The 17,031-nt window shown below is 70.1% G+C and carries 12 protein-coding genes and 1 riboswitch; of the genes, 9 read left to right on the top strand and 3 right to left on the bottom strand.

From position 1 onward, the window contains the following. Positions 1-9: 9 nt before the first annotated feature. Positions 10-124, bottom strand: a riboswitch (SAM riboswitch). 109 nt (positions 125-233) lie between these two features. Together holA and ACIG5F_RS03395 are read left to right on the top strand one after the other, a co-directional pair. Continuing rightward, positions 234-1,205, top strand: a complete 972-nt coding sequence (gene holA, locus ACIG5F_RS03400; RefSeq protein WP_396515772.1) for a DNA polymerase III subunit delta — start codon at positions 234-236, stop codon at positions 1,203-1,205. Between the two features lie 352 nt (positions 1,206-1,557). Beyond that, a complete protein-coding gene (locus tag ACIG5F_RS03395; protein ID WP_396515771.1) occupies positions 1,558-4,239 on the top strand; it encodes a hypothetical protein in 2,682 nt (893 codons plus the stop codon). A 73-nt stretch (positions 4,240-4,312) separates the two neighbouring features. On the opposite strand, the gene rpsT is transcribed toward ACIG5F_RS03395, so the two are convergent. Together rpsT and ACIG5F_RS03385 are read right to left on the bottom strand one after the other, a co-directional pair. Continuing rightward, positions 4,313-4,576 carry a 30S ribosomal protein S20 gene (gene rpsT, locus ACIG5F_RS03390; RefSeq protein WP_211762775.1) on the bottom strand — a complete coding sequence of 88 codons (264 nt, stop codon included), beginning with the start codon at positions 4,574-4,576 and terminating at the stop codon, positions 4,313-4,315. A 107-nt stretch (positions 4,577-4,683) separates the two neighbouring features. Continuing rightward, positions 4,684-7,002 carry a glycoside hydrolase family 3 N-terminal domain-containing protein gene (locus ACIG5F_RS03385; RefSeq protein WP_396515770.1) on the bottom strand — a complete coding sequence of 773 codons (2,319 nt, stop codon included), beginning with the start codon at positions 7,000-7,002 and terminating at the stop codon, positions 4,684-4,686. A gap of 453 nt (positions 7,003-7,455) precedes the next feature. Between ACIG5F_RS03385 and ACIG5F_RS03380 the strand changes: the two genes are divergently transcribed. From ACIG5F_RS03380 to ACIG5F_RS03350, 7 genes are all read left to right on the top strand, one after another. Then, positions 7,456-9,018 carry a peptide-N4-asparagine amidase gene (locus ACIG5F_RS03380; RefSeq protein WP_396516365.1) on the top strand — a complete coding sequence of 521 codons (1,563 nt, stop codon included), beginning with the start codon at positions 7,456-7,458 and terminating at the stop codon, positions 9,016-9,018. Between the two features lie 196 nt (positions 9,019-9,214). Next, a complete protein-coding gene (locus tag ACIG5F_RS03375; RefSeq protein ID WP_396515769.1) occupies positions 9,215-10,027 on the top strand; it encodes an ABC transporter ATP-binding protein in 813 nt (270 codons plus the stop codon). Beyond that, complete coding sequence (locus tag ACIG5F_RS03370) at positions 10,012-11,589, top strand: hypothetical protein (RefSeq protein WP_396515768.1); 1,578 nt, start codon at positions 10,012-10,014, stop codon at positions 11,587-11,589. The genes ACIG5F_RS03375 and ACIG5F_RS03370 overlap by 16 nt, the downstream gene beginning before the upstream one ends. 96 nt (positions 11,590-11,685) lie before the next feature. Further along, complete coding sequence (locus tag ACIG5F_RS03365) at positions 11,686-13,284, top strand: circularly permuted type 2 ATP-grasp protein (RefSeq protein ID WP_396515767.1); 1,599 nt, start codon at positions 11,686-11,688, stop codon at positions 13,282-13,284. Between the two features lie 10 nt (positions 13,285-13,294). Next, positions 13,295-14,242, top strand: coding sequence for an alpha-E domain-containing protein (locus tag ACIG5F_RS03360; protein ID WP_396515766.1), 948 nt, complete (start codon positions 13,295-13,297; stop codon positions 14,240-14,242). Continuing rightward, positions 14,239-15,081, top strand: coding sequence for a transglutaminase domain-containing protein (locus ACIG5F_RS03355; protein ID WP_396515765.1), 843 nt, complete (start codon positions 14,239-14,241; stop codon positions 15,079-15,081). Before ACIG5F_RS03360 ends, ACIG5F_RS03355 begins: the two co-directional genes overlap by 4 nt. A gap of 77 nt (positions 15,082-15,158) precedes the next feature. Beyond that, positions 15,159-16,307, top strand: a complete 1,149-nt coding sequence (locus ACIG5F_RS03350) for a Fic family protein (protein WP_396515764.1) — start codon at positions 15,159-15,161, stop codon at positions 16,305-16,307. A gap of 216 nt (positions 16,308-16,523) precedes the next feature. Here the strand turns inward: ACIG5F_RS03350 and ACIG5F_RS03345 are convergent, their stop codons facing one another. After that, a complete protein-coding gene (locus tag ACIG5F_RS03345; protein ID WP_396515763.1) occupies positions 16,524-16,949 on the bottom strand; it encodes a type II toxin-antitoxin system PemK/MazF family toxin in 426 nt (141 codons plus the stop codon). Positions 16,950-17,031 lie beyond the last annotated feature (82 nt).

Below are 17,031 nucleotides of genomic sequence, written 5' to 3'. Positions count from 1 at the left end.
GGAGGTGTCTCCTCATCTTTCCCACGTGTGGGTCGGAATTGGCACCGTGATCGACACATGAAGACGTGTGTCGCCGGTTGCCGGGGCTTCAACGGGCCGTTCCCTCTGCCCCTCTGGATGAGCGGTGTTCAGTTGTGACTCGCACGGTACGGCACCGCAACCTGCGTACGCCAGTTGGCCGCCCAGCATGCGGGAGCCGATGGGCTGTCAGGGGGACGTGGAAGGATGGCCCCGTGAGTGCCGCCCCCGATCCGCTGCTGCTCGTGCTCGGCGATGAGGAAGTGCTGGTGGAGCGGGCCGTGCGGACCGCGCTGGCCACGGCCCGCCAGGCCGACGCGTCGGCCGATCTGACGCGGGTCCGGGTGACTGACCTCACCCCGCCCGAGCTGGCCGAACTGCTCAGCCCCTCGCTGTTCGCGGAGGGCAGGGTGGTGGTGCTGGAGGGCGCGCAGGAGGTCGGCAAGGAGATCGCCGAGGCGGTCCTGTCCTACGCCAAGGAGCCGGCCGACGGCATCGTGCTGATCGTGCTGCACACCGGCGGCGGCCGGGCCAAGGTGGCCAAGGACCTGCCGGGCGCGCTGAAGAAGGCCGGCGCGACGGTGGTGGAGTGCGCCAAGATCACCAAGCCGGCCGACCGGGACGCGTTCGTGCGCGACGAGGTGCGGCGGGCCGGCGGCAAGATCGATCCGGCCGGGCTGGCGGCGCTGGTCGAGACCGTGGGCACCGACCTGCGGGAGCTGGCCTCGGCCGCCTCGCAGCTGGTCTCCGACAACGACGGCCGGGTGGACGAGGCGGCGGTGCGCCGCTACCACCAGGGCAAGGCCGAGGTGACCGGTTTCGCCGTGGCCGACCTGGCGGTGGTGGGGGACCGGGCCGGCGCGATGGAGGCGCTGCGCTGGGCCATGCAGCTCGGCGTGCCGCACGTGCTGGTGGCCGACGCGCTGGCCGAGGGCGTGCGCACGGTGGCCAAGGTGGCCTCGGCCGGCCGGGGCGACCCGTTCCGGATGGCCGGCGACCTGGGCATGCCGCCGTGGAAGGTGAAGCGGGCGCAGGGCCAGGCCCGTGGCTGGACGCCGGCCGGGCTGGCCGACGCGATGCAGGTCGTGGCGGCGCTCAACGCCGACGTGAAGGGTGTCGCCGCCGACGCGGACTATGCGCTGGAACGGGCCGTGCTCAGGGTGGTCGCCGCCCATCAGATGGGCTGAATCCCGAATTCGCCGCTAGGCTCAACGGGGCAATAAACGATCCCGCGAATGGCTGCCCGATCGGGCAGTCTGCCACGTCACGGCCCGTTACGGGCGATCTCGGGCGTAGGGTCGGGTTGTCGGCACGGAGTGGCCGGAATTGGGTTCTTGGGGGCGGTTCGTGCCGTGATGAGGGGGCGTTCGAGCAGTCCGTCGCGGGTATGTGACGGACTCTCATAGCATTTCGCGGCTTTGTGAGCCGATAGCTACATGCACGCGCAGTAATCGTACGCAGTGAACTCTCGAGGCCCCGGTGGTCCGTCTGGGGGAGAAGTGTGCCGGGCGGGGGGCCGCGACCGTGGATCGAGGTCGAATGCGCAAGCTCTTACCTTTGTTGTCAGCGTTGTTCATGCTCGTGGCCGTCGCCCAGACGGCGTCCGCGCAGACCGCGCCGACGCCGACGGCGGCGTCCGGATCGGGCTGGCGGGTGGTGGACGGCCAGCCGGCCTGGACCTCGCCGACGCCGCTGACCGGCGACGCGGCGGTGGAGTTCTGGTCGGACGGCCAGCTTCTCGGCCGGGCCCGCTCCTCCGCGGACAGCCGCACCTTCTCCTTTCCCGGCACGAACTTGGGCGACCTCAGCAAGATCGAGGTCCGGGCCGGCGGCCGGCGGCTGGACGCCCCGGAGAAAACGACCTTCGGGCCCCAGCGGACTCCGTCCGCCCTGCCCCCGCTTCAGCCGGCGGGCGCGGTGGATCCGGGAGCCCCGGGCCAGTACCAGACCGTGACCGGTGAATATGAGCTCGACTCGGTCAAGCTGCCGGGTTACGCGCAGCCGATCGAGATGAAGGCCGTCGTGGTGGGGCCGCGCGACGCCCCGGGCAACCGCCCGCTGGTGCTGTTCCTGCACGGCCGCCACGGCACCTGCTACGACCCGACCAACGTCGACAACCAGCCCTTCACCTGGCCCTGCCCGGCGGGCACGCTGTCGATCCCGAGCTACCGGGGCTACCTGCAGACCCAGCAGCTGCTGGCGTCGCAGGGCTACGACACGGTCTCCATCTCGGCCAACGGCATCAACGCCCAGGACGCCTTGACCACGGACGCGGGCGCGCAGGCCCGCTCGACCCTGGTCCGGCTGCACCTGGCGCACTGGGCGGACTGGGCCGGCGCGGGTCGCGGCTCGGCCCCGCAGATCGTGCAGGACGCCCCGGTCGCCGACATGTCCAAGGTCCTGCTGGTCGGGCACTCGCGCGGTGGCGAGGGCGTCAACCAGGCGGCGCTGGACAGTCTGGCCCCGCCGCCGTACGACACGGGCTACTCGGGCCCGGTGCGCTGGACCATCCGCGGCGACGTGTTCATCGCGCCGACCATCTTCGGCCAGAACCCGACCCCGGACGTGCCGTCGGTGACCTTCCTACCGGCGTGCGACGGTGACGTGTCCAACCTCCAGGGGCAGCAGTACATCGACTCGGCACGGGGCGTGAGCCGGGGCAGGGCCCTGCACAGCGCCCTGTACGTGGCCGGTGCGAACCACAACTTCTTCAACTCGGAGTGGACGCCGGGCGTGGCCGTGGCGCCGGCCATCGACGACTACTTCGCCGGCGGCGACCCGAATCCGCTGTGCGACCCGGGACAGCCGGCCCGGCTGACCGGCACCCAGCAGCGGGCGGTCGGCGCGACCTACGTGGCCGCGGCGGCGCGCCTGTTCATCGACCACGACCCGCGGGTGCAGCCGCTGCTGGACGGCTCCGGCGTGCGGGCCCCGTCGGCCGACCCGGCCCGGGTCCTCGGCGCGGCGCTGGGCGCCAACCGCACGCCGGTCGTGATTCCGGACGCGAACACCGCCATCAGCGGCAGCGGCAAGCTGTGCGACGAGATCAACGCCGACACCGCCTGCCTGCCGCAGTCCGTCGGCTTCAAGTCACCGAACACCGTGCGGCTCACGCCGGCCCCCACCGAGTCCGGCCGGTCCGCGATCGACGTGAGCTGGTCCTCGGCCGGCACGGCCGCGGTGATCCAGCCGCCGAAGCCGGTGCTGCTGGTCGGCAACCAGTCCCTGGCGCTGCGGGTGATCGTCCCGGAGAACTCGACCGGCACGGCGTTCGACGTGGCGGCCGTGGACGCGGGCGGTCATCGGACCAAACTCGGCAAGGTCACGGTGAACGGCCTGCCCGGCGTGGCCCGCACGATGTCCTACTGGGCCCAGGAGGTTCGGGTCCCGGTGCCGCCCGTATTGCAGGTGGCCAAGCTCGAACTGACGCCGTCCACCGCGAGCGGCCAGGCCTGGGTGCTCGACGTCAACGGCTGGCGGCCCGGCCTGCCCGACCCGGATCCGGCCCCGCTGACCCGGGTCGACCTGGGCCAGTTGTCGGTTCCCGAGGGCAACTCGGGTTCCAGGGACTACCAGGTCCCGGTGACCGTGACCGGTGACGGCGGCGGCGCGCTGAAGGTGTTCCAGAGCGACTCGACCGGCCGGACCTGGACCGAGAAGGACGTGACCCTCGCGCCCGGGCAGCACACGCTGAACCTGTCCGTGACGGTGGTCGGGAACACCCGCTGGGGCGGGGACTACCTCGTCGGCTCGATCGTCAAGGCGGCCAGGGGCACGGTCGTGGGCGCCTACCGGGGCGGGGTGCAGGTCCTCAACGACGACCCGGCCCCCAAGGTCACCCTGACGCCGTCGGCCACCGCGGTCGCCGGCGGGACCCTGACCTGGCACGTGTCGCTGTCCGAGGCGGCCGACACCAGCGTCTACTTCGAAGGCGCGTTCACGGCGCCGGCGACCGGGCCGGAGCTGACGACCACGGACGTGGACCCGGCCTGGCTGAAGACGTGGGGCGTCGATCCGCTGCCGTCACGGCCGCTGTCGTCGGTGGGGCAGATCTGGCTGGAGCAGGTGATGCCCGCCGGCACGACCGACGCCGACCTGACGCTGAAGACCGTGGCCACCGGCGCGACGACCCCGGACAAGCAGGTCCAGCTGCACATCGGGGCCTACCCCGACGGCCTGGGGGTGGACACCACGGTGACCGGCACGGTCACCGCCCACTGACCCCGATGTCATGAAGGGCCCCTTACTGACGTTCAACGTCAGTAAGGGGCCCTTCATGACAACAGCAGCGTGCTCAGCCGATCTTGTTCACGGCCGCGGCGAGCGCCGACTTCTTGTTGGCGGCCTGGTTGGCGTGGATGACGCCCTTGCTGGCCGCCTTGTCCAGGCTGCGAGAGGCGGCGCGCACCAGCTCGGTGGCCTTGTCCTTGTCACCGGCGGCCACGGCCTCGCGGACCTTGCGGATCGCGGTCTTCACACCGGACTTGACCGCCTTGTTGCGCAGGCGGGCAGCCTCGTTGGTCTTGATCCGCTTCTGCTGCGACTTGATGTTCGCCACGCGTCTACCTCTCAGTTCCTCACGGCTTGTCCGTGTCGCACTTCACACGGCACCCGGAGACCGGGTCTTCCTCCACAGCGGAACGCCGCACGACACGAGCAGCCAGTCTAACGCACCGTGAACGGCGCCTGCGCACTGCCCACGACCACGCTGTACGCGCCCTTCTCGACCTCCCGCTTGCCGGTGGCGTCCACGTCGCCGACGGTGACCGCCAGCTTGCTGACGTCGAACGTGACCTGCACGGTCTTGGACTCACCGGGCTTGAGGTCCACGCGGGTGAAGCCGACCAGCCGCTTGTCCGGCACCAGCACCGGGCTGACCGGCTGGTGCACGTACACCGGCACGACATCGGTGCCGGCCACCGCACCGGTGTTGGTCACCGTCACCGACACCGTCTGCTTGCCGTCGGCCCGCACGGTCGGGGCGCTCAGCGTCGGCGCGGAGGTGGCGTAGGTGGTGTACGAGAGGCCGTAGCCGAACGGGAACAGCGGGTCGTAGCCGGAGCTGGGGCCGCCGTTGGTGCCGGGCAGCTGGTCGTAGGACATCGGCTCGTCGCCGACGGTCTTCGGCCACGACACCGACAGCTTGCCGCTCGGGTTGGCCTTGCCGAACAGGATGTCGGCCAGGGCGTGCCCGCCTTCGGAGCCGGGCAGCCAGTCGGCCAGCAGAGTCGGCGCGCTGGCCACGGAGCCCAGCACCAGCGGCCGGCCCAGCATGAGCACCACGACCACCGGCTTGCCGGTCGCCTTGAGCGAGTCCACCAGGGACTGCTGGGCGGCGGTCAGGGCCGGGTTCTCGTTGTCGTTGTTGCCTTCGGCCCCGGCCTTCTCGCCCAGCACCACCACGACGGCGTCGGCGTCGGCGGCCTGCGCGACGGCGCTGGCCTGGTCGGTCGCGGCGACGACGTTGGCGTTGGGCACGGCTTCCTTGATGCCCTGCACCGGCGTGACGACCGGCGGCGTCGGGCCCTTGGGGTCAACGCCCTGCCAGTTCACGGTCCAGCCGCCGAACTGCTGGGGCGGGTTGTTCGCGCTGTCGCCGGCCACGACGATCTTGTGCACGCCGGTGGACAGCGGCAGTGTCTTGTTGTCGTTGCGCAGCAACACGGTCGACTCGGTGGCGGCCTGCCGGGCCAGGTCCAGGCCGGCCCCGTTCACGATGCCGTCGGCCGCGTTCTCGTCCACGAACGGCTTCTCGAACAGGCCCAGGTCGAACTTGAGCTTGAGGATCCGGCCCACGGCCTCGTCGACGCGCCGCTGGCTGATCAGTCCGTTGTGGACGTCGTCGATGAGCGCCTTGGTGTAGCCGGCGGCGTCGGCCGGCTCCATCGCCATGTCCACGCCGGCGTTCACGCTCATCGCGATGGCGGTCGGGTAGTCCGGGGCGACGTGGTACCTGGTGGCCAGGCTGGCCATGTCCGACCAGTCGCTGACGGTCACGCCGTCGAAGCCCAAGCGCTGGCGCAGCTCGGTGGTGAGCATGAACTTGGAGGCGTGCACCGGAATGCCGTTGACGGCCCCGGAGTTGGCCATCGCGGTTTTCGCGCCGGCGTCGATCTGCGGCTGGAAGGCCGGCAGGAACACGTCCTGCAGCTCGCGGATCGGGATCTGGGCCGGCACCCGGTCATGGCCGTTGATCGGCTCGGAGTAGCCGGCGAAGTGCTTGGCGGTGGCGGTCAGCTTGGCCGTCGCGCCCTTGCCGTCGTAGGCCTGCATGCCCTTGACCAGCGCCGCGGACAGGCTGCCGGCCAGCGTCGGGTCCTCGCTCAGCGTCTCGTAGTAGCGGCCCCAGCGGGTGTCGCGGGACAGGTCGGAGACGGGCGCGAAGTTCCAGAACACGCCGGTGGCGCGCATGGTGGAGGAGGTGGCGGCGCCCATCTTCTCGGCCAGCGCCGGGTCCCAGGTGGCGCCGACGCCGATCTGCTGCGGGAACATGGTGGCGGTGACCAGGTTGTTGTCGCCGTGCACGCCGTCGGCCCCGTACAGCACCGGGATCTTGAGCCGGTTGTTGTCCAGGGCGTAGTGCTGGATGCCGTTGGTGATCTGGGCCCAGCCCTTGGCGGTGTTGTCCACCGGGTAGTCGCCGCCGCCGGACAGGATCGAGCCGACGTGCGCGTCCACCAGCACCTGCTGCTCGCACGAGGCGACCAGTGGGCCGTTGGCGTTGTTGCAGTCGCCGCGCAGCTTGCCGACCCTGATCTGCGTCATCTGGCCGACCTTCTCGGCCAGCGTCATCCGGCGCAGCAGGTCGTTGACCCGGTACTGGGTGGGGATCGTCGGGTTGAGGTAGATGGGTCTGCCGTGGTCGTCGGAGCCGAGGGGTCCGGTGGGGGACGCCTGGCTGCTGGACTGGGCCAGCGCCGTGGTGAGCGCGATGACCGCGGTCACCGCGAGGGCGGCGCGTAAGCCGGGGCGGGTTCGGGCCACTGTGCCTCCTGTTGTTCCAGGTAACGCAGTTGTCACCTTTGTCCGAGAGGCCCCGTGACCAGTAGCGCCGATCGGGGGATTTGGAAGCGCTCCCATCCCGGGATCTGGGCACGCACCGTGACATGTTTCAGAGATTTTTCAGTGCTGCCAACAGTTTTCTCTGGCCGGCAGTGGTGTGGACAACCCGTGCGGTCGTCACGCAGGGTGGGGATGTGGCCATCCCGGTCAAGGGTATTTACGCAGCTCAGCGCCGGATCGACGGCGATCGCCGGACGTTCCAGCATCTGATCACGGATGTGAACGGGCCTCGGCTCAGGCGTCCACGGTTGTGAACTATTTCCGCCGTCCGGGGGGTCACGCGAACACTCGGCCGGGCGCTAGCGTCCCGGGGTGCGCCGATATCTCATCGCCCTGTTCGCAGCCACGACCCTATTTGGGGGAGCGGCATTGAGCGTGGTCACCGCCGCCCCCGCGAGCGCCGACACCGTGGTCACCGACTACCAGGATCCGCTGACCGCGCTGCCGCCGGTCAGCAGACCCCCGACCGAGCACTGCACCGTCACCGCGATGCAGCACGTGTTCGCCAACTCCTACGGCCAGCCGTTCGTCGGCACGCTCACGCCGCCGCCCGCCTGCGCCGGGCCGTGGGCCAAGGTGGTGCTGAACTGGACCGCCAAGAGCCAGGGGCGCCAGTACGACCGGCTGGCCGGGCTGTGGATCGGCGGGGCCGAGGTGCTGCGGACGTCCACCCCCGAGCCGGACCCGACCGGCATCACCTGGAGCTTCGACCGCGACATCACCGAGTTCGCGCCGCTGCTGCGACAGGCCCAGCCGTTCGTGGTCGACCTCGGCAACACCGTCAACGACACCTACACCGGCTCCTACGACGTGACCGTCACGGTCACCTACTACCGGGCCGACCGGGCCCATCCCGCGCCCAAGCAGGCCGACACCGTGCTGCCGCTGGCCGCCGACGGGACCAAGCCGGGGTGGCAGGACCTGTCCGACGGCCAGAACTACACCGCGTCGGTGACGGTGCCGGCCAACACCGCGAAGCTGACCGCCGAGATCTACGCGCGGGGCGGCGGCTGCGAGGAGTTCTGGTGGTCGAACGTGCCGACCTCGCTGGCCCAGGCCAATCCCAGCGCCGGGCTGTGCGGCGGCGGGACCTACCGCGAGGTCGAGGTGACCGTCGACGGGCAGCCGGCCGGCGTGGTGTCGCCGTACTCGGTGATCTACACCGGCGGCGTGGCGCCGATGCTGTGGCGGCCGATCACCGCGATCGACTCCATCGTCACGCTGCCGTACACGATCGACCTGAGCCCGTTCCTCGGGCAGCTCACCGACGGCAAGCCGCACACCGTGCAGCTCATTCCGCCGAAGGGCATCGTCGACCTGTGGACCTTGGGCGGCAACCTGTTCGCGACTGCCGATCCGCACGTCACACGGGTCACCGGCAGCCTGCTGCGTGACGACGTGCCGGCGGCCGACGTGCGCACCACCGTCACCGGCAGCGGCCTCGACGACAAGATCGTCACCCACGTGAACCGGTCCTGGCGCACCGCCGGCGTGCTGCACACCTCGGCCGGAGCCGTGCCGGTGAGCTCGTCCGGGCAGTGGACCTTCGACAACACCACCACCCTGGCCGACTCGGCCAGCAAGCAGAACACCGACCAGCATGTGCTGGGCAGCTACGGATCCACCGGCCGGGTCGACGGCTTCGACTTCGCGCTGACCGCCGATGTCACGCAGAACATCGTCAACGACAACAACTATCGGATCGACGCGACCGTCCACCAGGGACGTCGCTTGTGGACGGTCGGCGGCGGCGCGCCGGCGCTGAGCGACGACAGCATCGACACCAGCGGCGGATTCGGCCGTACGAACGGCGTTCTCACCTACGCCGACGGCACGTCGAGCGAGAAGTGGAGCGGGCTGGCCGACACCGGCCGCTTCTACTTCCGCGACATCGACACCGCCCACGGCTACGTCACCAGGGACGTCAGCTCGCACTAGTTGTGCCACACGTGCGCCACATTCGCGCTCAGACGCGGAATGTGGCGCACATGGGGCCGAGCCTGAGTGCGGGGCGCCGGCGTTCATCCTCGTTCATCTATCAATGTGATATCAGAACTCTACCGCGGTGAACAGCGGCGCGGCGGCCTGTCCGGGTGCATGATGGGTGGTCTGAACCGGCCGGGAGGGGAACGAGTTGGACACGGGAGGGCTGCCCGTCTACGGGCAGCAGCAGGGGGCGCAGTCGGCGGAGCAGGCGCCGGCGTTGCGGATGTCCGGCCTGCGCAAGTCGTTCGGGGCCACGGTCGCGGTCGATGACGTGCAGCTGACCGTGCCCCGCGGGTCGTTTTTCGGTCTGGTCGGTCCGAACGGGGCGGGCAAGACCACCTCCCTGTCCATGGCCGTCGGCCTGCTGCGCCCGGACGGCGGGACGGTGCGGATCTTCGGCGTGGACGTGTGGGAGTCGCCGGAGCGGGCCAAGTCCCTGGTGGGGGTGTTGCCGGACGGGATGGCGTTGCCGGAGCGGTTGACCGGGCGTGAGCTGCTCACGTACACGGGCCTGCTGCGGGGTCTGGACGCGGCGACGGTGGCCGCCCGGGCCGAGGAGTTGTTGGGGGTGTTGGAGTTGACCAGCGCGGAGCGGACGCTGGTGATCGACTACTCCGCCGGCATGCGCAAGAAGATCGGCCTGGCGACGGCGTTGTTGCACGCGCCGAAGCTGCTGGTGCTCGACGAGCCGTTCGAGGCCGTCGACCCGGTGTCGGCGTCGACGATCCGCACGATCCTGCAACGCTTCGTCGCCTCCGGTGGCGCGGTGGTGTTGTCCAGTCACGTGATGGATCTGGTGGAGAAGCTCTGCGACCACGTCGCGGTGATCACGCGGGGTCGGGTCGTGGCCAGCGGCCCGGTCGCGCAGGTGCGCGGCGATCAGACGTTGGAGCAGGCGTTCGTCCATCTGGTCGGCGGTCGCACCGGCGGTGGGGAAGGGCTGTCGTGGTTGGCGTCCTGATCCGGATGAAGCTGCGGGTGCTCTCGCACTCGCTGACCGGGGCCAAGGCCGCCAGCTTCGCGTTCGGCGCGCTGGTCGGTGTGGCCGCCGGCGTCGTGTCCCTGTTCCTGGTGGTGCTCGGCTACGGCCAGAACGTGTCCGTCGGCACGACCATCGCCGCCGCGATGACGCTGGTGTGGACGGTCGGCTGGCTGGTCGGCCCGGTCCTCATGGGCGGCGGCGACGAAACCCTGCGGCCGGAGAACTTCGCGCTGCTGCCGTTGTCCCCGACGAAGCTGGCCTTCGGGCTGCTCGCCGCGTCCGTCGCCGGCGTGCCCCCGGTGGCCACGGTGCTCGCGTTCTTCGGTGTGGTGGTCGGGTCGGTCACGCTGGGCGTGCTGCCGGCGATCGTCGCCGTGGTCACGACCCTGCTGGCGCTGGGCTTCACGGTGCTGCTGTCGCGAGTGGTCATCAGCCTGATCGGCGCCGTGCTGGGCTCCCGCCGCGGCAAGGACCTCGGCGTCCTGCTGGCGGCCCTGGTCGCCCTGTCCTACCTGCCGCTGCGCTACGCGGCGCAGGCGGTGGCCCCGGTCCTGCTCCAGAACGATCCGGAGCTGGCCAACCCGGTGCGGTGGCTGCCGACCGGCTGGGCGCCGGCGGCCGTCGAGGGCGCGGCCACCGGCAACTGGCTGGAGGCGATCGGCGCGCTGCTCGCGCTGGCCGTTGTGGACGGTGCCCTGCTGTGGGCGTACGGGCGGCTGTTGGTGCGGCGGCTGACCACGCCCCAGACCAGCGTCGGCCCGGCCCGGGCCGGGCGGGCCAAGGCGTCGGGGCGCAGCCTGCTGCCGGCGACCCCGGTCGGGGCGGTGATCGGCAAGGAACTCCGCATGTGGTGGCGGGACGCCCGCCGCCGGGCCATGCTGCTGACCTCCGTGCTGATCGGCCTGCTCATCCCGGTCTTCTCGGCGGCCGGCAACCGCGGGCTGGTCATGCTTCCCTTCGCCGGGCTGTGGGTCGTGGCCTTCTCCATGCTCCAGGTCAGCAACCTGTACGGCTTCGACGGCACCTCGGTGTGGCAGACCATCGTCACGCCCGGCGCGGCCCGGGCCGACGTGCGCGGCCGGCAGTGGGCCTGGGCGCTGATCGTCGGACCGATCGCGATCCTGGCCGGCCTGGCGCTGCCGCCGGTGGCCGGAGCCGAGTGGGCCTACCCGTGGGTGCTGGGACTGCTGCCGGCGCTGCTCGGCGGCGGAGCCGGCTTCATGCTGCTGCTGTCGGTGTACTGGGCGTACCCGATGCCGGTGCAGCGCGGCGGCAACCCGTTCAACTCCGGCAGCCGGCCCGGCTGCTCGCGGGCCCTGGTGCGGCTGGTGTCCTGGCTGTTGCTCCTCGTGACGGCCCTGCCCTCGCTGGCGTGCCTGATCGTCGGCCAGCTCGATTCGAACCCGCTGGTCAGCTGGCTGGCGGTGCCGGTCGGGGTGGCCGCGGGGGCAGTTGTGGCGTGGTGGCTGGGCAGACTTGCCGAGCAGCGCTTGCTTGATCGCGGTCCGGAGCTGCTGGCCCAGGTGCGGGCGTCCGCCTAGAAATGGCTCTCCGTAGTGTTCAGCTGGTGTTTCGTTGAGGTAACCAGTGGTATGGAGTAGTGCTTTGGGCCGCTTCGCTGGGTGAAGATGTCGACCATGACCAGGTCGGCGAGGAACGGGCGCGGCAACGGCGAGTTGTTCCGCGGATACCTCGACGCGTCGCGGCCGCACGCCGGCGCGTACGACGAGATGTTCGCGGCCGACTCGTCGGTGCGGTCGGCCTACCGGGCGCTGCACGAGATGCTGGCACCGTCCGATGTGGCCGATCTGAGCGCCCGCTCCGACGCGCTCGGGCGGGCCTTCGTGGACCAGGGCATCACCTTCTCGCTGTCCGGGCAGGAGCGGCCGTTCCCGCTCGACCTGGTGCCGCGGGTGATCACCGCCTCCGAGTGGTCCAAGCTGGAACGCGGCATCGTGCAGCGGGTGCGGGCGATGGAGGCGTTCCTGGCCGACGTGTACGGCGACGCGCAGATCGTGCGCGACGGCGTGCTGCCCCGGCGGCTGATCACCTCGTGCGAGCACTTCCACCGCGAGGCCGCGGGCATCGTGCCGCCCAACGGGGTGCGCATCCACGTCGCCGGCATCGACATCGTGCGCGACGAGGCCGGCGCGTTCCGGGTGCTGGAGGACAACGTGCGCTGCCCGTCCGGGGTGTCGTACGTGATGGAGAACCGGCGCACCATGGCCCGCGTGTTCCCGGACCTGTTCGCGCGGCACCGGGTTCGCGCCGTCGGCGACTACGCCGTGCATCTGCTGCGGGCGTTGCGCAACGCCGCCGCGCCCAACGCCGCCGACCCCAACGTGGTCGTGCTGACGCCCGGCGTGCACAACTCGGCCTACTTCGAGCATTCCCTGCTGGCCCGGCAGATGGGCGTGGAGCTGGTGGAGGGGCGGGACCTGTTCTGCCGCGACCACACCATCTACCTGCGCACCACCGAGGGCGAGCGGCAGGTGGACGTGATCTACCGGCGCATCGACGACCCGTATCTGGACCCGGTGCACTTCCGGCCGGAGTCGGTGCTCGGAGTGGCCGGCCTGGCCAACGCGGCCCGCGCCGGCAACGTGGTGATCGCCAACGCGGTCGGCACCGGCGTGGCCGACGACAAGCTGGTCTACACCTACATGCCGGAGATCGTGCAGTACTACCTGAACGAGAAACCGTTGCTGCCCAACGTGGACACCTTCCGGTGCTGGCTGCCCGACGAGCGGGCCCACGTGCTGGACCGGATGTCGGAGCTGGTGGTCAAGCCGGTCGAGGGCTCCGGCGGCTACGGCATCGTGTTCGGGCCGGAGGCCTCGACCCGTGAGCTGAACGCCTTGCGGCGCAAGGTGCGCGGCAATCCGCGGGGCTGGATCGCCCAGCCCGTGGTGCAGTTGTCGACCGTGCCGACCAAGATCGGCGACCAGCTCTCGCCACGGCACGTGGACCTGCGGCCGTTCGCGGTCAACGACGGCAACTTCGTGTTTGTGCTGCCTGGCGGGCTGACCCGGGTCGCGCTGCCGGAGGGGAGCCTGGTGGTGAACTCCTCTCAGGGCGGCGGTTCCAAGGACACCTGGGTGCTGGCCCCTCGGTCGTCCACGGTGGACAGTGAGCTGTCCGGGCCCGAGCTCGTGCACGCCGGGCAGCTCAACGGCGTGGCCACCGAGCAGGGCCCGGAACTGACGGCATCGCAACAGCAACAACAGCAGCAGTGAGGGAGGCGTCGTGCTGGCGAGGAACGCGGAATCCCTGTACTGGATCGGCCGCTACGTCGAACGCGCCGATGACACCGCGCGCATTCTCGACGTGTCCGTGCACCAACTGTTGGAGGACGCGACCGTCAATCCCGACGCGGAAAGCCGGCAGCTGTTGGCCGTCCTGGGCATCACCCCGCCCGACGGGGACCCGTTGGACGTCTGGTCGCTGACCGAGCTGGTGGCGTACTCGGCCACCAACGCCGGCTCGATCGTCGCCTCGGTGACCAGCGCGCGGGAGAACACCCGTGGCGCGAGGGAAGTCGTGTCCACCGAGATGTGGGAGTGCCTGAACAGCATGTGGAACGCCGTGCCGGAGCGGCAGCGCTACGCCCGCCAGGTGGGGCCGCACGCGTTCTTCTCCTTCGTGGAGGAGCGGGCCGCCATGTTCGCCGGGCTGGCCGACTCCACCATGAGCCGCGACGACGGCTGGCGGTTCCTCGTGCTCGGCCGGTCGGTGGAACGCGTCGACATGATCGTGCGGCTGCTGCTTTCCCGTTCCGGGGACAAGGCTTCCTCCCCGGGCTGGGTCACCGTGCTGCGGTCCGCCGGCGCCCACGACACGTACCTGCGGACCTACCGTGGGGCCCTCGACGCTTCCCGTGTGGTGCAGTTCCTGTTGCTGGACCGCCTTTTCCCGCGCTCGGTGTTCCACGCCCTGTCGCTGGCCGAGCGGTGCCTGGAACACCTGGACCGGATGCCCGGGCGGCGGCTCGGCGCCACCGCCGAGGCGTCCCGGCTGCTCGGCAAGGCCCGCAGCGACCTGGAGTTCCTGCGCGTCTCCGACCTGATGGAGGACCTGCCCCGGCGGCTGAAGTCCTTGCAGACCACCGTTCGCGACGTCGGCGAGGCCGTGTCGCAGCAGTACTTCCACTCCGTGCCGTGGGTGGCCTGGACCAATGCCGAGGTGGGTTCATGAGTTGGCGGCTCCGGGTCACGCACGTGACCCAGTACCGGTACGCCTCGCCGGTCACCCAGTCCTACAACGAGGTTCGGCTCACTCCGCGCAGCGACCGCCGGCAGAACGTCGTCGTCAGCCGCGTCGAGACCCATCCCGCCACCAGGGCCTACCGCTACACCGACTACTGGGGCACCGTCGTCACCTCCTTCGACCTGCACGCCCCGCACACCGAGCTCACCGTCACCGGCTCCTCCGTCGTCGAGACGGGCGGCGAGGTCGCCCCCGTCGGCGGCGCCACCTGGACCGACCTGCGGGGTTCCGAGATCCTCGACCGCTACACCGAGTACCTCGGCTGGACCGACTACGTGCCCCGGGACAAGGAGCTCGCCGCCAAGGCCCGGGAACTGCGCCGGGGCCTCAGTCCCGTCGACGCCGTGCACGCCGCCGCCTCATGGGTGCACGACCAGATGACCTACCGCCAGGGCAGCACCGGCGTGCACAGCTCCGCCGCCGACGCCTGGCAGGCCAGGGAGGGCGTCTGCCAGGACTACGCCCACCTCACCCTGGCCCTGCTGCGGGCCATGGGCATCCCCGCCCGCTACGTCTCCGGCTACCTGCACACTCGCCCCGACGGCGCCGCCAAGGAGACCGTCAAGGGCGAGAGCCACGCCTGGATCGAGGCCTGGACCGGCGGCTGGTGGGCCTACGACCCTACCAACGCCATCCCCATCGGCCAACGCCACGTCTGGGTCGCCGTCGGCCGTGACTACGCCGACGTCGTCCCGTTCAAGGGCATCTACACCGGCGGCGCCGGCGCCGGCCTCACCGTCACCGTCGAACTCACCCGCCTGGCCTGAGCTGCTACGTTCGGTGCTGATTGTGCGACAGGGGGTTACTTCCAACGGAAGTGCCCTCTGTGTTGTATCCTTCGCCGGTGAAGCCGGACCTGTTCCAAGCCCCCGAATTCGGCCGGGCCACGAAAAAACCGGGCGACAAGTGGGCGTTCTGGTATTTCGAGCCGGCCGCCATGCCTCGCGACCTCGCCATGGACTCACGAACCGTGCTTGCTCTGTCCAAGGCCGATGCCGCGCTCGGACGTCTGTCCGGAGTTGGTCGGTTGATCAAGAACCCGTCGATTCTCGTCGAGCCCTATCTGGCCAGGGAGGCTGTGGCGAGTTCGCGGATCGAGGGCACGGAGGCGTCTCTTTCGGACGTTTTCAAGGCTGAGGCCGGCGATGGGGTGGACGAGGACGACGACGTTCAGGAGGTCGTCAACTATCAGCGCGCCCTGAATCGGGGAATCGAGCTGCTGGCCACCCTCCCTATCAGCAGTCGCCTGATTCTCGAGGTGCACAAGGTTCTGTTGTCGGGTGTGCGCGGCCAGGAGAAGATTCCGGGGGAGTTCCGAAGGTCGCCGGTGTGGATCGGCTCGCCCACGGACTCTCCCGACACGGCCGCCTTCGTGCCCCCGCTGCCGGAGCTGCTGGCGGTGGCGCTGACGGACTGGGAGAAGTTCGTCAACGAGACGGACGGGTTGCCCGTGCTGGTGGTGTGTGCGCTCATGCACTACCAGTTCGAGACCATTCACCCCTTTCTCGACGGCAACGGCCGGGTCGGCCGATTGCTGATCATGCTGTTGCTCATCGAGCGCAAGGTGCTCGAGCTGCCACTCCTCTATATCAGCGCCTATATGGAGGAGAATCGCCGTGAGTACTACGACCGCCTCCAGGCGGTGCGTGAGCGGGGCGAGATTCAGGAGTGGCTTCAGTTCTTCTTCACCGCGGTGCACCGGCAGGCCCTGGACGCCGAGTCGCGGGCCGGCAAACTGGTCGACCTGCGGGAACGCTACCGTGAGATGTTGCAGGGAAGGAAAAGCAGGGCGATCGAGGTCGCCGAGCTGCTCTTCTCGAATCCGTTCGTGACGGTGAAACGCGTGGAGAACGCTCTCGGGGTGACCAACCAGGGTGCGCGAAACCTTGTCGACACGCTCGAAAGAAGTGGAATTCTTCGCAAGTTCGGCGCTTCCGGGCGGGGTGGGCGGGTGTACTGGCTGGCGGAGGAGGTCTACCGGGCCATCGACTGACCGTGTCGGCCGCGCCGTCGACCCGAGTCAACTTCCAACGTTGGGTCCCACATCGTTGGAACGTCAAGGTCTCGGTGCAACCCGCGTTGGAACTTCCCCGCCAACTTCCAACGCAAACGCCCATATCGTTGGAACGTCAAGACCCCGGTGCAACCCACGTGGGAACTTCCCGGCCAACTTCCAACAGAACTGGCGTTTTCGTTGGAAGTTGGCCGGTCAGCGCCAGCCGCGGGCGTGCAGCGCGTCGACGACGCGGCCGAAGCGGTCGGGGGCCAGCACGGCGCCCTCCCGGCGCAGGTCGTTCTCGTGCAGCTCGTAGGCGCGGTCCAGGCGGAGCCAGGAGGGGCGGCCGTCGTCGTCCCAGGCGCCGGCGCCAAGGTCGAGCCAGTCCTGGGACTCGTGCGGCTTGCTGGACAGCATCAGCGCCAGCAGGAAGCGACCGGTGCGGCCGACCACCAGCAGCGGGCGGTCCTTGCCGACGGCGGGGTCGTCCTCGAAGGGCACCCAGGCCCAGACCACCTCGCCCGGATCGGCCAGGCCGTCCAGGTCGGGGGAGTAGGCGAGGCGGCCGAGGTGCTCGGCGCCGTGCACCTGGGTGACCGCGCCGTGGGCGGGACGGGGAACCGGACCGTGTTCGGACACGGCCCGCACCCTATTCTGTGAGGACCACCGTCGGGCACATGGGACCATTGGTGTGTCCCCCGTCCGCTTTCCCGAGGAATCG

The sequence above is a fragment of the Kutzneria sp. NPDC052558 genome, assembly GCF_044547355.1.
GTDB lineage: Bacteria > Actinomycetota > Actinomycetes > Mycobacteriales > Pseudonocardiaceae > Kutzneria.
Note: the sequence above shows the minus strand (reverse complement) of the source record. Positions and strands in the feature narration are given on the sequence as shown.

Coding starts and splice junctions, on each gene's coding strand:
- ACIG5F_RS03355 (WP_396515765.1), top strand. CDS start 14,239: ATGAGTTGGCGGCTCCGGGTCACGCACGTGACCCAGTACCGGTACGCC.
- ACIG5F_RS03395 (WP_396515771.1), top strand. CDS start 1,558: ATGCGCAAGCTCTTACCTTTGTTGTCAGCGTTGTTCATGCTCGTGGCC.
- ACIG5F_RS03365 (WP_396515767.1), top strand. CDS start 11,686: ATGACCAGGTCGGCGAGGAACGGGCGCGGCAACGGCGAGTTGTTCCGC.